The organism is Bordetella tumulicola (assembly GCF_965138755.1).
GTDB classification, from domain to species: domain Bacteria; phylum Pseudomonadota; class Gammaproteobacteria; order Burkholderiales; family Burkholderiaceae_B; genus Bordetella_A; species Bordetella_A tumulicola.
Genome location: NZ_CBCSFP010000005.1, coordinates 218,307 through 237,762, shown reverse-complemented (window position 1 = coordinate 237,762; position 19,456 = coordinate 218,307). Strand labels below are relative to the sequence as shown.

At 55.6% G+C, this 19,456-nt stretch carries 20 protein-coding genes; 2 read left to right on the top strand and 18 right to left on the bottom strand.

All coding sequences use genetic code 11. The features are described 5' to 3' along the window. Positions 1-22: 22 nt before the first annotated feature. Positions 23-931: a transcriptional regulator GcvA gene (gene gcvA / locus ACNAZS_RS15290; protein ID WP_415790754.1), complete on the top strand. Its 909-nt coding sequence runs from the start codon at positions 23-25 to the stop codon at positions 929-931. Here gcvA and ACNAZS_RS15285 read toward each other — a convergent pair. From ACNAZS_RS15285 to ACNAZS_RS15255, 7 genes are all read right to left on the bottom strand, one after another. Next, a complete protein-coding gene (locus ACNAZS_RS15285; RefSeq protein WP_415790752.1) occupies positions 900-1,892 on the bottom strand; it encodes a Bug family tripartite tricarboxylate transporter substrate binding protein in 993 nt (330 codons plus the stop codon). The genes gcvA and ACNAZS_RS15285 overlap by 32 nt on opposite strands. Beyond that, the gene (locus ACNAZS_RS15280) at positions 1,889-2,185 is read right to left on the bottom strand and encodes a DUF3303 domain-containing protein (RefSeq protein ID WP_415790750.1); all 297 of its coding nucleotides are present in this window, start codon (positions 2,183-2,185) and stop codon (positions 1,889-1,891) included. The genes ACNAZS_RS15285 and ACNAZS_RS15280 overlap by 4 nt, the downstream gene beginning before the upstream one ends. Positions 2,186-2,318: 133 nt before the next feature. Further along, on the bottom strand, positions 2,319-2,627 hold the full coding sequence (locus ACNAZS_RS15275; protein WP_415790748.1) for a hypothetical protein: 309 nt from the start codon (positions 2,625-2,627) through the stop codon (positions 2,319-2,321). 325 nt (positions 2,628-2,952) lie between these two features. Beyond that, on the bottom strand, positions 2,953-3,156 hold the full coding sequence (locus tag ACNAZS_RS15270) for a cold-shock protein (RefSeq protein WP_415790932.1): 204 nt from the start codon (positions 3,154-3,156) through the stop codon (positions 2,953-2,955). A 132-nt stretch (positions 3,157-3,288) separates the two neighbouring features. Then, positions 3,289-4,263, bottom strand: coding sequence for a Bug family tripartite tricarboxylate transporter substrate binding protein (locus tag ACNAZS_RS15265; protein ID WP_415790746.1), 975 nt, complete (start codon positions 4,261-4,263; stop codon positions 3,289-3,291). Positions 4,264-4,332: 69 nt separating this feature from the next. Then, on the bottom strand, positions 4,333-4,686 hold the full coding sequence (locus tag ACNAZS_RS15260; RefSeq protein WP_415790744.1) for an AtuA-related protein: 354 nt from the start codon (positions 4,684-4,686) through the stop codon (positions 4,333-4,335). A 1-nt stretch (position 4,687) separates the two neighbouring features. Next, the gene (locus ACNAZS_RS15255) at positions 4,688-6,043 is read right to left on the bottom strand and encodes an acyclic terpene utilization AtuA family protein (protein WP_415790742.1); all 1,356 of its coding nucleotides are present in this window, start codon (positions 6,041-6,043) and stop codon (positions 4,688-4,690) included. A 117-nt stretch (positions 6,044-6,160) separates the two neighbouring features. Between ACNAZS_RS15255 and ACNAZS_RS15250 the strand changes: the two genes are divergently transcribed. Next, positions 6,161-7,054 carry a LysR substrate-binding domain-containing protein gene (locus tag ACNAZS_RS15250; RefSeq protein WP_415790740.1) on the top strand — a complete coding sequence of 298 codons (894 nt, stop codon included), beginning with the start codon at positions 6,161-6,163 and terminating at the stop codon, positions 7,052-7,054. Here the strand turns inward: ACNAZS_RS15250 and ACNAZS_RS15245 are convergent. The 11 genes from ACNAZS_RS15245 to ACNAZS_RS15195 all read right to left on the bottom strand — a co-directional run bounded on the left by ACNAZS_RS15245 (position 7,051) and on the right by ACNAZS_RS15195 (position 19,155). Further along, complete coding sequence (locus ACNAZS_RS15245; RefSeq protein WP_415790738.1) at positions 7,051-7,944, bottom strand: NAD(P)-dependent oxidoreductase; 894 nt, start codon at positions 7,942-7,944, stop codon at positions 7,051-7,053. The two genes, ACNAZS_RS15250 and ACNAZS_RS15245, sit on opposite strands and share 4 nt — an antisense overlap. 137 nt (positions 7,945-8,081) lie before the next feature. Continuing rightward, the gene (locus ACNAZS_RS15240) at positions 8,082-9,557 is read right to left on the bottom strand and encodes an aldehyde dehydrogenase (protein ID WP_415790736.1); all 1,476 of its coding nucleotides are present in this window, start codon (positions 9,555-9,557) and stop codon (positions 8,082-8,084) included. Then, positions 9,544-10,608 (bottom strand): amidohydrolase family protein, encoded by a 1,065-nt coding sequence (locus ACNAZS_RS15235; protein WP_415790734.1) that lies wholly within the window; start codon positions 10,606-10,608, stop codon positions 9,544-9,546. The genes ACNAZS_RS15240 and ACNAZS_RS15235 overlap by 14 nt, the downstream gene beginning before the upstream one ends. Before the next feature lie 81 nt (positions 10,609-10,689). Continuing rightward, a complete protein-coding gene (locus ACNAZS_RS15230; RefSeq protein ID WP_415790732.1) occupies positions 10,690-11,601 on the bottom strand; it encodes a TauD/TfdA dioxygenase family protein in 912 nt (303 codons plus the stop codon). An 89-nt stretch (positions 11,602-11,690) separates the two neighbouring features. Continuing rightward, complete coding sequence (locus ACNAZS_RS15225; RefSeq protein ID WP_415790730.1) at positions 11,691-12,647, bottom strand: Bug family tripartite tricarboxylate transporter substrate binding protein; 957 nt, start codon at positions 12,645-12,647, stop codon at positions 11,691-11,693. A 61-nt stretch (positions 12,648-12,708) separates the two neighbouring features. Further along, on the bottom strand, positions 12,709-13,155 hold the full coding sequence (locus ACNAZS_RS15220) for a Zn-ribbon domain-containing OB-fold protein (protein ID WP_415790728.1): 447 nt from the start codon (positions 13,153-13,155) through the stop codon (positions 12,709-12,711). Beyond that, a complete protein-coding gene (locus ACNAZS_RS15215; RefSeq protein WP_415790726.1) occupies positions 13,152-14,333 on the bottom strand; it encodes a thiolase C-terminal domain-containing protein in 1,182 nt (393 codons plus the stop codon). Before ACNAZS_RS15215 ends, ACNAZS_RS15220 begins: the two co-directional genes overlap by 4 nt. 58 nt (positions 14,334-14,391) lie before the next feature. Then, positions 14,392-15,552 (bottom strand): acyl-CoA dehydrogenase family protein, encoded by a 1,161-nt coding sequence (locus tag ACNAZS_RS15210; protein ID WP_415790724.1) that lies wholly within the window; start codon positions 15,550-15,552, stop codon positions 14,392-14,394. After that, positions 15,549-16,397 carry a MaoC/PaaZ C-terminal domain-containing protein gene (locus tag ACNAZS_RS15205; protein ID WP_415790722.1) on the bottom strand — a complete coding sequence of 283 codons (849 nt, stop codon included), beginning with the start codon at positions 16,395-16,397 and terminating at the stop codon, positions 15,549-15,551. The genes ACNAZS_RS15210 and ACNAZS_RS15205 overlap by 4 nt, the downstream gene beginning before the upstream one ends. 198 nt (positions 16,398-16,595) lie before the next feature. Next, a complete protein-coding gene (locus ACNAZS_RS15200; RefSeq protein ID WP_415790720.1) occupies positions 16,596-17,825 on the bottom strand; it encodes an amidohydrolase family protein in 1,230 nt (409 codons plus the stop codon). A 91-nt stretch (positions 17,826-17,916) separates the two neighbouring features. Continuing rightward, positions 17,917-19,155: a CaiB/BaiF CoA transferase family protein gene (locus ACNAZS_RS15195; RefSeq protein ID WP_415790930.1), complete on the bottom strand. Its 1,239-nt coding sequence runs from the start codon at positions 19,153-19,155 to the stop codon at positions 17,917-17,919. Between the last annotated feature and the right edge of the window lie 301 nt (positions 19,156-19,456).

The window sequence follows — 19,456 nt, the reverse complement described above, 5'->3', positions numbered from 1 at the left end:
GCGTCTGTGCGGGAGTACGGTCATGAATCCGCAATTGCCTCCCCTGAATCCCCTACGTGTATTTGAAAGTGCCGCCCGACACCTGAGTTTCACTCGAGCCTCCCAAGAGCTGCACATTACGCAGGGCGCGGTCAGCCACCAGATCAAGGCGCTGGAATCGTGGCTCGGTTTCAACCTATTCGAGCGACGAGCAGGCCAATTGCAGCTCACTCGCGGCGGCGAACTGTATGGCGCGGCACTCAGTGGCGCCTTTGCGCAGATCGTGCGCGCCACGCAAGACTTGGTATCGACAGGTTCCAAGCAGGTGCTTACCGTGCGTGGGCATACCACGCTGTTTCTGCGTTGGCTGATCCCGCTACTACCCGCCTTCCAATCAGCGTATCCCGACATCAACGTGCGGCTGACCGCCAGCGTCGAGGGGGTCGACTTCAAACGCGACAACGCCGACATCGGCATTGTGTACGGCGACGGTCCCTGGGATGGCCTACGCGATGATCTGTTGTTCAGTGACGAGCTGACACCGGTGATGGCGCCCGAACTCGCCGGACGCCTGCCACGCCCCTGTACTACCGAGGCACTATTAGAACTGCCCTTATTGCACTCGAATCGGCGACCGCAACATTGGCCCGACTGGATCCAGTTGGCGGGTGCCTCGCGAAAATTAGCGGTGGGAGACATGTTCTACGAAGACCTCAGTGTCATCTATCAATGCGCGACCGAAGGCCTGGGTGTCGCGCTAGGCCAACTGCGGTACCTGGAAAAAGACTTGATCCAAGGCCGGCTGGTAGCACCACATCCGCTGGTGCTGCGCCGACGCCGGGGCTACCACCTGGTTTGCCCCGAGCCGCGCGCGGACGACGGCAAGATTGTCTGTTTTCGTCAATGGCTGCTAGCGCGCGCTACTGTGCCCGTACCCCTCGTTCCTGGATGATCCTGCCCCATTTGGTTCGCTCGTCTCGAATGAGTTGACCGAAAGCTGCTGGCGTCATCCCCGCCGGTACCGCCCCCATATCCGCCAAGCGTTCGCGCAGCGCAGGATCCTGCAACACCTGCTGCACCGCCGCATTGAGCTTGTCAATACGATCGGCGGGCGTACCCGCAGGTGCGGCCAAGCCGAACCAGTTGGTAAAGTTGTAGCCCGGCACCCCAGCCTCGGCCAGCGTAGGCACATCGGGCAGTAGTTCCGATCGCTGATTAGCCAGCACGGCCAGGGCACGCAGCTTGCCATTCTGTATATACGGCAGTGACTGCACCAGACTGTCAAACGTCAGTGACACCTGCCCGCCAAGCAGATCCGTGAAACTGGGGCCGCTACCCTTGTACGGAATATGCATGAGTTTCACGTCAGCCATATCATTGAATAACTCTCCCGCCAGATGCGGTGCCCCACCGACCCCCGACGATGAGTAGTTAATTTGATTCGGCTTCTGTTTGGCCAGCGCGATCAGCTCTTTGACGTTGCGCGCTGGAAACTTGGGATTGGCGACCAACACGAAATTCACGTCGACCACGTTCGATATGGGTGCCAAATCCGTAGCCGGATCCACACCCATCTTGTACAAATGGGGATTGATCGACAGGTTACCGAGCGTCGCCATAAAAATGGTATGGCCATCTGGCGCCGAACGTGCGGCGATCTCAGTACCTATCACGCCACCTGCCCCGCCGCGGTTGTCGACGATAACCTGCTGACCCCATAGCGTCGTCAACTTCTCAGCCAGCAAACGCGCCACAATGTCAGTCCCACCGCCAGCCGGAAACGCCACAATCATCCGTACCGGTTTTTCCGGAAAAACGGCTTCGGCCTGTACTACCGAAGCACAGGTCCAAACGCACGCGGCAAAGACCAGTTGCCCCATTCGCCGCAGTAAGAAACGGCGGCTGGCAGTCATGCCGCCCCCTCTGACTGAGTGGCCAGGAACGCCTTGGCAGAATCCTCATCCAGCAAGGGATAAACATCGAAATGCGCGGGAATGATGTCCGACCATTCGTTCATGAAACGATGCAAAGTCAGGTTTGAGTCGACATCGAATAACGCGACGGCGCCGCGACCCGCACGGGCATAAACGGATTTAGCCTGACCCGACTGCAACAATGGACGCATCCAGTCCCAATAACGACTACGTGAATCGACGAGAGAGGACGGATGATCGGGACGCGGGGTGCTGATGACGAGAAATAACATGGTGTCTCCTACTGTTGTTTTGCACAATAGTAGGAGCATGCTGCCTTTTGAGACAGCGACGATATCTCAAGTCGTCATGAAGAAAAATAATAGGGTCAACAACCCCCTCGGTTGATCATGTCGCTTCCGATTCTCACGGTTGCAGAAGCAGCGATACATCCAGATGGGTACTGCGATCCAGGTCCGCGGGCGCAATCACATATTCTGTGGATTGCGCCAGAGCGCGTTCAAGTTTGGATGCAGACAATTGCTCGGAAGCATCGGCCAGCAGCAACGACAATGATGAGCAAGGCCCGTGTTTACCGCCGGAATCCAGGTTGTATCTCATTGATGGGGCGGCACCCGCATAGGCCCCTATGCTGATAACGCGGCCCGTTTCTCCGCGCAGCAGTAAACGTGAGTCGACCGCGTACAGACGATAGATGCGCCACGGCGACTGCATGGGGTCTCTATGGCGTGACGAGGGCGACGACGCCGAGCCCCTACTATCCCGTGGGGGGTCATTGGCGTGCGGCAGCAGCTTCACGAAAACGTTCAGCACGCTTGCTAAGAAGCGCTTCAGGATTTTCATGACTATTCCCGCCTTGATGTATGTAGTCTGGCAACAAAAAGTGCACCGTACCGTGCACGCTTGCACTCAGCTTACTCCTGCGGCGCAGAAACAACGATAACTACCGGCGATGCAAAAAAGGCCGGATCCACATAAGCGGTTCCGGCCTTGCGACTCGCTACCAAATTGCTTGCCGATAAAGCAAGCAGCCTGGCTATTAAATCGGCTTAATCATTGTTGCCTGAGGACCTTTTTGTCCTTGACCAGCGACGTAGGAAACGCGCTGATTCTCTTCAAGGGACTTGTGCCCGTCGCCCTGAATTTCAGAGTAATGCGCGAAGAGGTCTTTGCCACCTAGCTCCGGCGAAATAAAGCCGTAGCCCTTGTCGTTGTTAAACCACTTCACAATACCAGTTTCGATCTTCAATGTAAGTCCTAGATAAACAGGGAAAAAGATATCCCGATCGCGACTATGGGCGCTTGGGCAGGATAAAGATACTGCTGTTTCAAAATAATACATTTATCAATGGGTGCATCGCTGGGCAACGGGCCGCTATAGTTTTTCCATATTGTTCTTTTCCACCACCTCAGTCCATTTCTGAACCTCGTCGGTAATCAGCTTGGAAAACTGCTCAGGCGTGTTCGGCGTATGCATCGCGCCCATGGTGGCCAGTTGCTTCTGGATGTCGGCATCGTCGGTGATGATGTCGGAAATGCTCTTATTCAATTTATTCACAATATCCGTGGGCGTACCGGCGGGCGCCAGAATACCGAACCACGCTTGTACCTCGTAGCCCGGCACCCCCGATTCGGCAATCGTGGGGACGTCCTTGAAAGAAGGCCACCGCTGCGGCGTCGTCACACCCAATGCCTTCAGATTGCCTGACTGGATATGCCCCGCGGATGAGGGCAGATTGTCGAAAGCCACGGGAATCTGTCCGCCAATCACCGCATTCAGCATAGGGCCTCCACCCTGAAATGGGACGTGCACGATATCAATACCGGCCTGCGCCTTTAGCAACTCACCCGACATGTGAGGGCTGCCGCCCATGCTGGTCGACCCAAAGTTGACTTCGCCGGGATGCTTGCGCGCGTATTCCAGAAACTCCGCAACCGTGTTGTAGGGCGCATTTTTATTCGCCACCATGACATTGGGTGTGGAGGCGATGATGACGACCGGATTGAAATCCTTGACGGTGTCGTACAACACGTTTTTGTACACGGCCGCATTGGTGCCATGGGTGCCGATGGTCCCCATCATGATGGTGTAGCCATCGGGCTTGGCTCTCGCCACGGCCTGCGTACCTATCATGCCTGACGCGCCAGGCTTGTTCTCGACGACAAACGTCTGACCTAACTTTCCGGTGAGTTTGGCCGACACGATACGGGCCAGAATATCGGTAGTTCCCCCTGGAGGATAGGGCACCACCACCGTGACCGCGCGATCGGGATAAGCCGCATGCGCAGCACCCGCGAACGCAATCAACAAACCAGCGCCCATCAAGCTCAGCGTCATTCTTTTTTTCATGTCCCCGTACTCCACTTTTAGAAAAATATTATCGGGCCTTGAACCTATGCGGAATAGCAACGCAGACACTCAAAGCAAGGGTTTTCCGTGCAATTTTTCGGTCAAATGATCCGGGACTTCCAGTTCGAATCCCAGAATGGCAGCAGAGAGTGCCTTGCCATAGTTGTCCAGGCACAAACTGCGCGATACTCCCCCGCCCAAAGCCCCATGCGCCACAAAATTCAGCGCATGAATGTTGTCGACCTCATACCTTTCGACTTTTCCCTGGATGGCCTTTCGATAAAACGCCTTGAAAGCATCGGCGGTCAATTGCTCTTTGATCAAGCCATAGAATTCAGGCTCGTAGGCAAAAACCGAGATATTGGATGTATTGCCTTTGTCGCCCGAACGGGTATGGGCAACATGCTGTAGTCGTACTTTCATCTCACGCCTCCAGATAGGTGATCGTGGCAGGCACATGCTCGCGCGGCACCAATGAAGACCACACACCGATGATCTCGCGTGTACGCTCCTGATGGGGCACACGTTTTCCGGTATGGCCGACACCCGATACCGCCATGCCGTCAACCTCCCGCCCTACCTTGGCCGCCTCTTCTCGCGTCGCGGTCCGCGCCGCCACGCGTACAGCAATCTCGTAGGGTTCTGGTGCATTATCCGGGGTGGCATCACCATGAATCGCATTCAATCCCAGAAAGTCGATACGAATCTCTTCGGCATCAAGTTTGACGATTTTGAATCGCTCTTCAAGAATACGTTTGGCCAACTGCGCGCGACGCAACGCGCCCGGTCCGGCATAGAAAAACATATCCTCGCCGATAAAACCCTCGGTACAACCGATCGAGACTTTCAGGGTAGGCGTGCGGGGCTTTCCCGTCAGGCCAGTCACACGCACGCGGTCAGGTCCGACTTGTTCGAGCTGGGCCTGGGTAAAGTCAACCACCACATCGGGCGTGATGTAGTTCGCCGGATCATGCACCTCGTAGAGCATTTGCTCTTTGACCGTCCGGATATTGATCGCCCCGCCAGTCCCCTCCACTTTGCATAGCACCGCCGAGCCATCGGCCTGTACCTCAGCAATGGGGAACCCAAAATTCCATGGATCGGGTACGTCTTTAAACCCGGGGTCCGTAAAGTATCCGCCGGTCACCTGGGCGCCACACTCAAGCAGATGCCCCAAGCCATTGCCGCTGCCCAACAAATGATGATCCAGCGGATCCCAGCCAAACTCATACATCATGGGTGCCATGAAAATAGAAGGATCCGCCACACGGCCTGTCATGACAATTTGCGCGCCCTGCCGTAATGCCTCGACAATCGGCTCAGCCCCCATATAGGCCTCGGCCGAAATCATGGTCGACTTCAGCGTATGGGTGGGTTCGTCATTCTCCAGAATCCGATCCGTCAGCTCCAGGACGTGTTCCGTAATGAGGCTGCCGTTGACAGCGGCCACCTTGACCCCGCTGATGCCCATTTCGCCCAGCAACTCCACAACGCGTTGCGCTGCCCCCTGGGGATTGATCCACCCCTGATTCGAAATGATTTTGACGCCCTGCTTCATGCAATGCGGCAACACGGCGCGCATGCGGTCGTCCAGGTAGGTGTCGTACCCCGGAAAGGACGGATCGCGGCGACTACGCACCTGTGCCGCCGATACGGTGGCTTCGGCCATGGTTTCGAAACATAAATAATCAAGCTGGCCTTTTTCGGCATTCAGCGCAGCCGGCTCTACACGATCGCCCCACCACGCTGAACCCGACCCCACGCGGATCGTTTTATTCATGGATTTCGTCTCCAGTTAGTCAAATTATTTTCCGTCTTCTAGTCTATTGACGCTTTCCTTGTATGCCCATACCCTGCCAGGAACAGGGGATGTGAATTTCATTCACAATCAGACACCATGGACAAGTACACCCAAATACAGGTCTTTCTGGCCGTCGTAGAAAATGGCAGCTTCTCGGCCGCGGCCCGTAAGCTGGGGCTCACTCCCTCGGCGGTCAGCAAGCTCATTTCCCGGCTAGAGACCCGTCTTGCGACACGCTTGTTCGATCGCATCGGCACGACCATCCGGCTCACCCAGGAAGGCAAGGCCCTGCAAATACGTGCCCAGCGCGTCGTCGATGCCATGCAGGAAGTCGAAAATGCGGTGATCCCCGAAGAAGACCAAATAGCAGGCCTGATCCGGGTACATACCAGCCTGACCTTCGCAAAGTATCAGCTTGCGCCCCTGCTTTCAGAGTTGCTGAATCATTTTCCAAAGCTGCGTATCGAATTTGTCATCGGCACAGATCGGGGCAGCTTTCTGGAGAGCGACATTGACGTCGCCATCCACAGCGGCAACCCCACGGAAATGTCGCTGATTGCAAAGCCCTTGTTTCTTCGCAGATGGGCGATCGCTGCATCACCAGCGTACTTGAAGCAGCATGGCACGCCACGATCGCCGGATGATCTGCTTCATCACCATTGCTTGAATTTCACAGTACGCACGCACTGGAATACGTGGTCATTTACCGAGCAAGGCACAAGCCGCGTGCTCACGATTCCCGAGGGCCCGGTGGGCGCCAACCAGGGCGAGCTCCTGCACAGTCTGGCCTTGCATGGCCTGGGTATCGTTCGCTTGGCCGAATTTCATATCGGTGCGGATATTCGGCAGGGAAAACTGGTGGAACTACTTAAAGCGTTCGAACCCAAAACCCAAGACACCATGTATGTGCTGTATCCGAAGGGGCGCTCTCTTGCCCCTCGTATTCGCGCGTTTTTATCGTTTATTGAAGCGCACTTTTCCAACTGCTAGTTTTTATCGTTCGCCGCTCGCCCAAGACTAAGGTAATAGTCCAGCATGGCAACGATGTCCTGCCCTCTGCGCCCACCCGCCATTCCCACCGAAATCATCTCCCGGACCAATGACGCGGCGGGCGTGGGTTGCGAGAGCTTGCGCCCCAGTTCGATACCCAGCGCGACATCCTTCTCGCCCAACTCGATCTTGAAACCTGGCGCGTAGTCTCCCGCGACAGCTTTGGGAAAGCGCTTGAGAAAATGGTGAGATCGGCCACCGCTCTGTGAGAGCACATTGAACAAGGTATTCGGGTCCACGCCTGCCGCGGTTCCTAAGGCAAAGGCTTCAGCGGCAATCACGATGTTCCCCATCGACATCATGTTGTTAACCAGCTTAACGGTTTTACCGGTGCCCACAGCACCCGTCATATGGCGCGAACTCGAGAGTGCGTCCAGGACGTCGCCAACCGAATCTATGTCCTCTTGCGTTCCGCCCGTCATCAAAACAAGCTGGCCGCAAGCCGACTCGACCGGCCCCCCACTCACTGGCGCGTCCACCATGCGCACGCCCTTTTTCTCTGCCTCGGAGGCAATCCTGCACATGGTGTCGGGATCGATCGAGCTCAGCTCAATACCGACGGCGCCTTTGGCCATATAGGTCAAAATACCGTTCTCGCCTAGCCAGGCCTCTAGCGCAATTGCCGAGTTCGGCAGACTGGTCAGCACGACGTTCCGCCCATGGACGGCGTCCCGCAGACTCTCGGTAACCTGAACACCCTCTTTGGCCGCCAGGCTACGACTAAGCTCGCTGGGGTCATAGCCCGTTACCGAAAAACCCGACCGCACGAGGTGAGCTGCCATCGCCCCACCCATTTGACCAATACCTACGAATCCTAGCTGCTGTTTCATAATGAGTTCCTAGTTGATTTCAGCGCAGCTGTAGACAGTCGCGCGTGATTGCATGCAACATGCGATCGCCAAAGCACAAACAAAACGGCCCGACCCGATTAGACTCGCTGCAGCGCTACGCCCTTGTTTCGATAAGCTCAGGTCTTCGCGGCGAACGGGTCTCGGTCTTCTCCCGAAAAATCCACCATAACGTTCTTGAGTACGCTGAATTCGAGCAACCCTTCGTCGCCTCTCTCTTTTCCGTACCCGCTGCCCTTACGACCGCCGAATGGCGCTTGCGCCGAGACCATGCGATAGGTGTTTACCCACACCACCCCCGAGTCCATGGCACGGATCATTCTCATCGCTCGCGAAATATCCTGCGTCCAGACGCCCGCTGCGAGGCCAAGTTTGGTTCCATTGGCGATGGCAATGGCCTCCTCCTCGGATTCGAAAGGGATGACGGACAGTACCGGGCCGAATATCTCGCTTTGCGCGACGCTCATGTCCGGATGCACATCACTGAAAATTGTCGGTTTTATGAAGAGGCCATTTTTGAGCGTGGGGTCCGTGGCGCCCCCTCCCCCTGCCTTTAAATTGGCCCCCTGCGCTTTCGCCTCGTCGATCGCGGCGATAATCCGCTCAAATTGAGGGCGATTCGCAGCCGTTCCCATCTCGGTGGCAGCATCCAGAGGGTTACCCAGTACGATTTTGTTCGCACGTTCCACCAATTGCGTCACAACCGTGTCGTAGACAGAACGTTGCACCAGCAGGCGCGATCCCGCGATACAGGTTTGCCCGGTCGCCGCGAAAATTCCAGCCAGTGCGCCGACGATAGCCCGCGGCAAATCGGCATCGCCAAAAATGATATTTGGCGACTTTCCTCCCAACTCGAGCGTCACGGGGATCAGCCTTTGCGCGGCAGCAGTCGCGACGCGCCTTCCCACACCCGGGCTACCCGTAAAACTTATCTTATCCACGCCCTCCAGTTCGGTCATGGCCGCGCCCACCTTGGCATCGCCGGTGACCACATTGATGACGCCCGGTGGAAAACCCGCCTCCTCGACATATCGGCAGAACTCCAGCGTGCTCGCGGAGGCGTGCTCGGAAGGTTTGATTACCACGCAATTGCCTGCGGCCAGAGCGGCCGGCAATTTGTTGGCCAGGAGCGCGATGGGCGAGTTCCAAGCCGTGATCAAAGCGACAACACCGTATGGTTCACGAAGGGTAAAGTCAAGAATATCAGGATTGTCCAGCGGAATGGTGCTGCCACGCAGTTTGTCCGCCAGGCCCGCAAAATACCGGAACACGCGCGCGGCATAAATCATCTGGGCACTCGTTTCCCGAATGACTTTTCCATTATCCGTCGATTCGATCACTGCAAGTGGCTGCGCCTCACGTTCGATGATTTCGGCCAGCCGTGTCATCAGAGCAGCGCGTTTCAAACCCGGCATACGACGCCATACCGAGTCGAACGCACCCCGTGCCGCCGCAATCGCGCCGCGCACGTCCTCTATCGAGGCCTGAGGAATAGACGCCCACGCCGTCTGCGTATAGGGGTTGAGCGTGTCGAATCGCTGCCGGTCGGACCCGGACGTCCAAGTGCCATTGATGAACATCTCATAGGATTTCATACTCGTCCTCTCTAATTATCGGTGGCGACAACTTGTACGTGGCTGCGGCCGTTCCATAGAACAGCGCCGAGCGCTCGGTCGGCGTCGCGGCCGCTGCGATACGTTTGAACGCATTCCAGAGCACGACATATTGCCCGACGCTTCGGTCCACAGGAAAATTGCTCTCGAACATGCAACGGTCAGCGCCAAAAGCGTCTATGCACGGCTCGATGTAGGGACGCCAAAGATCCGCGAGTTCCTCCGAGGTAGGCGGTCGAGCTGCTTTGGAAAAATCGAATCCGAATGTCGCGGTGCCGAGACCGCCCAGTTTGACCTTAACGTTCGGGCAACGAGCCAGAAGCCTCATGGCCGGTAACCACTCGCGACGCGCGGCCGCATCATCATGCGCATAAGGGCCAACGCCCAACACGCCACCGACGTGATCCAGAATCAGGGGAATATCAGGGAACGCCTGAGCCAACGCCACGACTTCCGCAATCTGCGTATGATAAATCCACGCATCGAACGAAAGCCCATACTTTGCCAGCCGGGCATAACCCTTCCGAAACGCCGGGTCGCGATATAAGCCCAGCGGCGGCCGCGGAAGAACGCCATGTTTGAATGCTTCATGGCGCGCGGCCGCATGCCGGATACCCTTGAACCGGCCCGATCCCGCGGCCACATGAGCCGAGAGAACGTCGTCGACCCCATCGCCCAGCGTCAAATCTGCGAAGCCAACGATGCCCGCAACCGCAGCGCCGTCCGTCTCCCCCAACGAACTCGCTTGGGCGACGACATATTCCGTCTCACCCACCGGCTTTAAATGATCAGGCCCGGTATTCCTGTACTCGTGTCCGCATTGGATATAGACGGTGGACAGGACCGCGTGGCCCGCATGCATGTCCTTGCAGAGATCCTTGATGAAGTACCCGCCCCAGTGCGCTGAGAAATGATGGTGCGGATCGATGATGGGCAGATCTGGATCGATAGCGACTTCGGCATACGACGCTCCGTTAGCAGGAAGACCCGCGTGCGGAATGACAAGCAAATCTTCTTCCGGGATTTCAGGCATTGCGACACTCCATTTCGGTCTGCTGGTCTCTCTACATACACGCACGTCTGCGGCTGTTCGAGGTGTTCATGGCCTGATGCGCTAGACAGGTTTTGTCCCGCGTATCTGGACCCTATGCATAAGGCGACGCTGGCCTTGATAATCATCTAGCGCTAGATGTTGCAAGCACCGGTTATCCCAGAACGCCACTGAACCCGGCGCCCAACGAAAGCGACACGTGAATTCTGGACGCGTGGAATGATCGTATAGGTACCGCAATAACGGGGCGCTTTCGGCAATCGTCATATGTTCAAAGCGCTCGGTATGCATCTCATTGACGAACAACGCTTTGCGGCCCGTCTCGGGATGCGTGCGGACAACCGGATGTATGGCGGACAGGGTCGTTTTATTGCTACCGACACCTTGCCCCTGCGCCAAGACATCATCGGCCTCGAGCGAAGAAAGAATGCGGCCATTGGAGTGAATGGCGTTCAACCCATTGAGCATGTTCTTCATACCGTCCGAAAGCGTTTCATAGGCAAGATACTGATTGGCAAAAAGCGTGTCTCCTCCTACCGTCGGCAATAACTTTGCCGCTAGCACTGAACCGAGTGGTGGAATTTCGAGATGAGTCGTGTCTGAATGCCACTCCCATCCGAACACGAGTTTTGTCTCTGGCTTCTTGTCGATGACCAATAATTCGGGCAGCGATCCGGGATGTTGACGATGCGGCGGCAAGACCGCCAATTCGCCGAAGTATTTGGCAAAACGCGCCAGGTCAAGATCCGACACTTGCTGATCCCGAAAGAAGATCACACCGAATCGATGATAGGCCCGTTTCACCTCTTCGAGTGTCTCATCGTTTATCTGTTCAGACAGATTGACCCCGAATACCTCCGCGCCTGCCGCTCCCGACAAGGGCAGGACATGAATGATTTTGAAATCCAGATGTTCACAGGATGGTTGAGTCATTTGTCGATCCATAATTTCGTTCACATAAGTGTTCGGGTTCAACGACCTTGATCGCCAAGGCGGCGCACTCACTAGAAAACGCGGCCCATGACAGGCCGCTGTCGCGGCCCGACCGCGAACAAGCGTGCAGATCAACGCGCCGCAATGCCCTCCCGCGCAATAATCTCCTTGTTTATCGCCGTTTCTTTCTTGATCTTCTCGGCGAATGCCTTGGGTCCGTTGATCTCGACACGGCCGATCGCCTCCAGTTTCTTGCGCAGCTCTACATTCGTAGATAGCCCACTGAGCGCATCATTCAGCTTGCTCAACACGTCAGGTGGTGTGCCCTTCGGTGCGAATACGCCAAACCACGGACTGATGTAAATCGACGGCAATCCCACTTCATCCATTGTCGGCACGTCAGGCAAATCTCGCCACCGCTCATGCTCAGTGACGGCCAAGGCGCGAACTCTGCCATCCTTTACGAGAGGTACGGTATCCAATGTATTAAAGGCGAAATCGATCTCGCCCGACAACAAGGCAACCCGCATAGGCGTGCCGCCACGATAGGGAATATGCGTTGCTTCTATGCCCGCTTCCTTAACAAACAGAGCCCCCGCAATATGAAATAAATTACCGATTCCCGCCGACCCATACGTCAATGGCTCTTTTTGCGATTTGGCCAGTTCCACGAGGTCTTTGACTGTCCGTACGTTTTTTGTTTTTTCAGCCGTTGCATTGATAGTCAGCACCAGCGGATAGCCCAGGAGAGTCGTGATGGGTTCGAGGTCCCGCTCCGGATCATAGGCAATATCCTTGTTAATCAAGGGGTTTACCGTAATTGAACTGGTATTCGATACCAGCAGGGTATATCCATCCGGCTTGGCCTTCGCAACCGTTTGTACGGCAAGCGAGCCGTTGGCTCCCGTTTTATTCTCCACAACGGCGGGTTGTCCGAGCTGCTCAGTCAGAATTTCACCCACAATGCGTCCGGCGGTGTCATTGCCGCTGCCGGCAGAGAATCCGACCAAAAGTTTAATGGGGTGATCGGGATAGTTTTCGGCGTACGCGTAAGCCCCCACTGTCGTCGATATTGCCAGCAAAGCCAACGAGCACACATACGTCATTTTGCGAGTTGATGCGCCAATCATTTTGTGTCTCCTAGTGTATTTACTTATATTCCCACTGCACCAATGTGTAGGGGACCGGCCCTTCATCATGCGGTTCGAACACGGCCTTGACCTCGGCACCCATTCTCACCTCCTGCAGTGGATCCCCCAGCAAGTTGCCCACCATTCGGACGCCACCGGCATGAGGCAAATCCACCAGGACGGTCAAATAAGGAACGCTCTCCTTTAACGTGGCCATGGGGGGATGCCACGTTCGTTCCCAGCTGTAAATGCGTCCTTGCGATGTGACTTCCTCCCACGCCACGTCGAATTTCCGGCAACGATGGCAGATCCATTCGGGGCCCCATTGCCATGTCTCGCAGTGCTTGCATCGTTGGATCATTAGGCGACCCTCGCGCGTACCCTTCCAGTAAGGTGCGTCCAGTCCGTCCGCCTCCGGCACAGGAGCAGGCAGATCGGTCGAAAGATAAAAGCGTTTGTCCGTCATAACGTTGCCGCCGTACCCAGTATCATGTTGGAGACGGGATTCACCATGGGTCCCGAGATAACGATGCCAAGGTCTGCACCGGCAACCTGAGCGGTCGACTGATTCCGAAGCTGCCGCACGGTCTCTATTTGCAGCTCCAAACCGTGCATATAGCATTCTGCCAAGTTACCGCCGCTGGTGTTCAATGGCAGCTTTCCCGTTGGCGCGATCAGATTGTCCAGAACCAGAAAATCGTTGGCTTCGTCCGGCTCGAAGAATCCATGCTCTGCCAAGCTCATGACCACCCCGCCCGTAAAGTTTTCGTAGGCTTGTACGACCTTGATATCTTTCGGCTTGACCCCGGCGTGTTCAAATAGACGCGGCGCCAATGTGCTGAACCCGGACGTCGCGTAAAGCGGTGCGTTGTGACACCGTGCGGCACCTCGATAGTCGCCCCCCTGCTCCGCCGCCAATATATAGACAGGCGATGCCGAGATATCTGCCGCACGCTCGGCTGGCATCAGGATCAATGCGGCCGCGCCATCGTTTTCCATGCAACAGTCAAATAGCCGAAACGGCTCGACGATCCAACGCGATTCGTCGTAGGCCTGAGGCGTCAGCGGTTTGCCGTGCATGACAGCTCGCGGATTCATTTGTGCGTGGTGATACGAAGCAAGCGAAATCGCCCGCAGCGCATCGCGCTCGATACCGTGGTCGTACATATAGCGCGTCACTTTCATCGCGAACTGCTGAGCCGGCGTAATCATCCCATAGGGCACCGTCAGCGCGTTTGCCCCGTCGACGGTGGACTGCATGGACCCCTGGCCGATTCGGCGAGACGCGCTCTGCACAAGCGAGCGATACACGACCACACACTCTGCCGTGCCCGCGGCAATAGCGGCAGCGGCATTCCCGATTGCCGCTGCACCGCCACCACCGCCGCCTCCCCACACAAGATTCGAGAAACGCAGCTCTTTGACGCCAAGTGCGCTCGCAAGCCGAATGGGTGTACTGCGCTCATCGTGAAAACTTGCAAAACCGTCGATCTCGGAGGGATCGACGCCGGCGTCTGCGGCAGCAGCCAGTATTGCCTCAAGCCCCATGCAGAACTCCGGATCGGGAGACGTCCCCCGTTTGTAATAGCGGGTTTCACCCACCCCGACAATAGCGACCTTTCCTCGTAGCGTGCGTGCGTTCATGTTGATGATTTCCAGTGTGCTGCGCCTATCATCCAGAGCATTGACGATCTACATCGACTTACGCGACGCGTTCGAATAGGTCATTGCTGATAATCTGCTTCATGATTTCTATCGTGCCCCCGCCTATACGCGTCAAGCGAGCATCGATGAACGCACGCGCGATGGGATACTCGAGCATGTATCCATAGCCACCAAAGAATTGCAGACACTGGTCCAGCACCTTTCCTTGCAGTTCAGTCGAAATCAGCTTGGCCTTGGCTGCCTCGATGGGGCTCAGCTCGCCCTCCATGAACCGCCTGATGCACCAATCGGTAAAGATGCGCGCCGACGTGGTCTCTGCATCAAGCTGGGCCAGTACGAATCGGGTGTTCTGGAAATCGGCGATGGTTTTACCGAACGCCTTGCGGTCACGGGTATAGCGCACCGTCCATTCAATCGCCGCTTCGCAGACTGTCGTGCTCCTGACGGCCTGGCACAAGCGTTCCTGAGCGAGCTTGGTCATCAGCATCTTGAAGCCACGATTTTCCTCGCCCAGCCGGTTGCTGATCGGCACATGCAAATCCGCGAAGAACAGTTCCGCAGTGTCCTGCGCATGGGTGCCCACTTTCCGAAGCGCCCTTGCCTTCTGGAACCCCGGTCGATCTGCCTCGACCAGAATCAGGCTGATGCCTTTTTTTCCCGCTGTAGAGTCGGTTTTTGCGGCCAAGATCAATAGGTCGCACTGGACCCCATTCGTGATGAAGATCTTCTGGCCATTGATCACGTATTCATCGCCGACCCGCTCGGCGCGAGTCGTCATGTTTTGTAGATCGCTTCCGCCACTGGGCTCTGACATGCCGATAGCGCCGATGACTTCTCCGCGAGCCATCTTTGGTAGCCAAGTTTTCTTTTGCTCGTCGGAACCCCAAGCGTAAATATACGAGGCGACCATTTCCGCATGAACCATGAAGGCACTGCCTGGGCCACTCATACCCGCGTGCCATAGTTCTTCGATCACAATCACATCGAATAGCCAATCCGCGCCAGAACCACCATATTCTTCCGGCAGGCTCGGGCACAGAATGCCGAGCTCGCCCGCGCGTTGCCATAGTTCGCGGGGCACCTTGCCGTCAATCTCCCATTGCGCATGATGCGGCGCAATCTCCTTCTCGATGAAGCGCCTGACTGTGTCACGGAACGCATCATGGGCTTCGGTAAAAAACGGTCTGGCTATAGTCATTTGATCTCCAATTGACCTCTGTCAATGACGATGATTTCACGAGCGGGGACACGGGCACGCCACTGCAACCCAATGTCAGATTTGAAAAATTCGAATTGAAGGCTGTCCCCTGGATAGACCGGGCTGACAAATCGGCCGGACATCGCCTTGATACGCAGCGGATCGCCATCGCAGACCGCGTCAATCGCCGCGCGGCATCCCATTCCAAAGGAGCAGAATCCGTGAAGAATGGGTTCTTTAAGGCCCATGGCTTGCGCGGTTTGCGGGTCGGCATGCAGCGGGTGGTAGTCACCGCTAAGCCGGTACAACAGCGCCGAATTACGCGCGGCGTCGAGTACCACTATCTGATCGGGGTCCCGGTCCGGCACAAGGGGTGCGACGGCCGGTGCTTCACCAAAGCCGCCTTGACCGCCGTCATTTCGCAGCATGACCGTTTGTGCAATGGTGGCGAGCCGCTCGCCAGCAGCCCCCATCAACACCCGCTCTGAATGAATCGTGGCGCCTTTTTCACGTCCCTTATCCTGCACCGCGACGATGCGGCTCGTGGACGTGACATTTCCCTCTGCGGGAACGGGTGCGTGGATCTCGAAGGAAACTTCACCGTTGAAGATATGTGACCAATCGATATCTAACGATGGATCACGAAGCCACAGCCCCGGGTAGGCCAATGCCAGGCAGTAGGATGGGACCACCTTCTGCTCTTTCTCATATACATAAGCCAGTTGTGCCGGGTCCACTGGATCCGCGCCGTAACCCAGTCCCAGGCTATACAACATCGAATCCCTTCGCGAGAAAGACTGGCTACCTGCCGGAATTGAAAACGCTTTGACACTTTTCAGGTTCATTATTTTTCCAAATCGGAACCAAAAACAGACTCAAGCAGTCCTGAGGAATCCGTCCCGCCAGCCATAGAGGACAGATCATTTAATGGACAGACCATTCTAAAATAGAATATTAGGCGTTAAATTGGGAGAAACCCTCACAGAATTGCCCTAGGTCGTATTGGCTCGCGTTGCCGTCGTAATCTGTTTTTTGAGCCAACCCTAGTCGTGATGTTCAGGCCCAGATTGCGCCTTGTATCGAGCGCTCATTTCCGAAAAACCGAAAATCCTGGCCGAGTTTTCTCCCAGTACCTTGCGCCGGCTGGACTCCGAGAGTCCTCCCATATGCCGCTCGATAGCCTGGGCAGAGTGAGGCCAGGTTCCCTCGTGGTGGGGATAATCATTGGCCCAAATGCAGTTGTCTTGAAGGTTGAACGTTTCCATGAGAGCCAAACCGGTCCTGTCTTCTCCAAAAGAAGCAAACCCGTTTGATCGGAAATAGTCACTTGGCATCCGCTTGAGCTTTGGCCTGACCCAAAAGTGATGCTTCAAGTAGGCTTCATCCATGGCATCAAGCGCCCAGGGCAGCCAGCCGATACCAGCCTCGACACTGCCGAACTTCAGATGGGGAAACCGTTCAATAACACCCGACGCACAAAGAGTGATCAACGGTTCAGCGGTGGGAGAGAGAGAATGAACGACATAGTTCACAACGGCGCCGCCCAAACCTCGCGTGGTCCGGGGGTCTTTGCCGGTGGAGACATGAAAGGTGATTGGAACGTTTGCCTCTTGAAACCTTGCCCACATTGGATCAAAAGCGACGTCGTTGTAATTAATATGGCCCGTTTTCGGTGGGCCGAACATCGGCTTGCAGGGAAGTGTGAAATGGCGAAAGCCCAATTTCAGGCAGCGATCAATCTCGCCTAATACACCCTCTATATCCCCTGTCGATAGCGCGGCCGCCGGCGAGAGTCGATCGACATACTGTCCAAACGTTTCCCAGGCCCAAGTGTTGTAGACCTCACATTGCGCGGCAGCAAAGATGGGATCAAACGTGTACCACATCCCCATCCCTTTGTTGGGGAAGATGACCTCGCCATCGATACCATCGAGCGCATGATCTTTCAGCCTGTCAAGAGGATCAGCACCGGACTTCGAGCGTAGGAAGTCTTCCCCCGTCAACCGAGAAAGCACTAATCGATCGGCTTGTTCGGACGCCTCCATCTTTCGCCACTGAACGCCCTTATCATCAATCCACACCTTTGGCAGGCGATCGCGGTATTTTTCATCAATGCGTTCCGCCCATAAATTCGCCGGCTCATTTGCATGGCAGTCCGCCGAAATCATTAGATATTTATTAGACGCCCCAGGTTGAACACTGCTCGCCCATCCGTTTGAACCAGGCGTAACGAGACGCCATTTATTCTCTTCGTTTACAGTCATTTCAGTCATGGCATATCTCCAGAGTCTTTACGGAATAAACAAACGACATATCCAGGCAGTTGATCTAAACAACGTCCGACGCACCTTAGGCAATTTGTCATCAAATTTGCGCAGCGCCATCTACGAGAGATTCGCCAAACGTACCTTCTTGGCGTAACTGCTCCACCACGTCATTCCCGTATCCCAAGACGGATTTCAGGACAATATCCGTGTGTTCTCCTACCGATGGAGATACTTGAGGATCAGCAGTCGGTGTCAATGAAAAACTAACTGGTGGTGCGAAATTGGGAATCCATCCTGCCTGGGGGTGTGGTATTCGAGAATGAATATTCAATTCCCTCGACTCTTTCGCCACAATTTGATCGGAGATTCGGCGAACCTCACCACATGGCACTCCCGATTTGCGGATCCTCGGCCCCCAATAGGACCAAGGTTGTTTTTCGAAATCCTGCTGCAAGATGCTCATTAATTCGTCTCTTCTCGCCAGCCGGTCCGATCCACGCTCATAATTCTTGTTTGTAGCCAGATCCTCACGGCCCATGACGTGCCCGACCAACTTTTTAAATTGGGCGTCATTGCCGCAATTGATATAGAAGGAACGGTCCTTGCACTTGAAAACCGCCGCGGGACAAATGTCGGGACTCACATTCGCATTCCGGCCAATATCTTTTCCTGTGAATAGATATTGCATTCCGGAGTAGCCAGTCATTTGCACCGCACTCTCGTACAAAGACATCTCGATATATTGGCCCTCGCCCGATCGCTCTCGGTGATATAGGGCGGCCAAAATAGAGCCATAGGCTAACGTACCTGTGTGGACATCGATGACGGGCGTCGTGGTTCTCACGCCGTCCCGATCACCGTATCCGTTAGTGGACATAAATCCACTTTCCGCTTGCGTAACGGGGTCGTAGCCGTTTCTGTCGGCGAACTCCCCTTTTCTGCCATATGCCGAGATCGAACAGTAAATGACAGCGGGATTCATTTTCTTGCACGCCTCGTAATCGAAGCCGAGTCTCTGAGTCACGCCCGTAGAAAAATTCTCTACAACGACATCTGCCTTGGCGATCAGATTTTCGATTATTTCCTTTGCTCCCCGAGCCTTCATGTTGAGCGCGATACTTTTCTTGTTCCGATTGCACCAGACAAAAGGAGCGCCCTGTTGCTGCAAGTCAGGATGCATCGGCGGGTAGTGCCTGAAATCGTCTCCTCGCCCCGGCTTCTCCAACTTGATCACCGTCGCGCCCAAGTCGGCCAGCATCATTGTCGCCAGTGGACCTGCTAGATAATGCGTAAAGTCGACTACCAGCACCCCCTCAAGAATATGTGGTGCCCCCACAGCGCGGGCTTTATGAGGTGGGAGAAGAGCTTCTATGTCTATCACTGGTTGCCTCTCTACTTATTGATATTCAAGCGGGTACTCGAATGCAATAGCACTTATCTTTTAAATGTCTTACCATTCTATGGTAATCATCAATCCGTGCAGTAGTAGGGTATACCCTTGTTCAACGTAGTAAAGAGGAGCTTGGCACCCTCGTGGTCACTAGGTGCCGTAGGTGCTGCCGGAGACAGCACACTGCCTGATTCGTGCGTAGAATTCGCACAGGGCGGGGTATTCTCGAGAACTTTCAGCGCTTGAA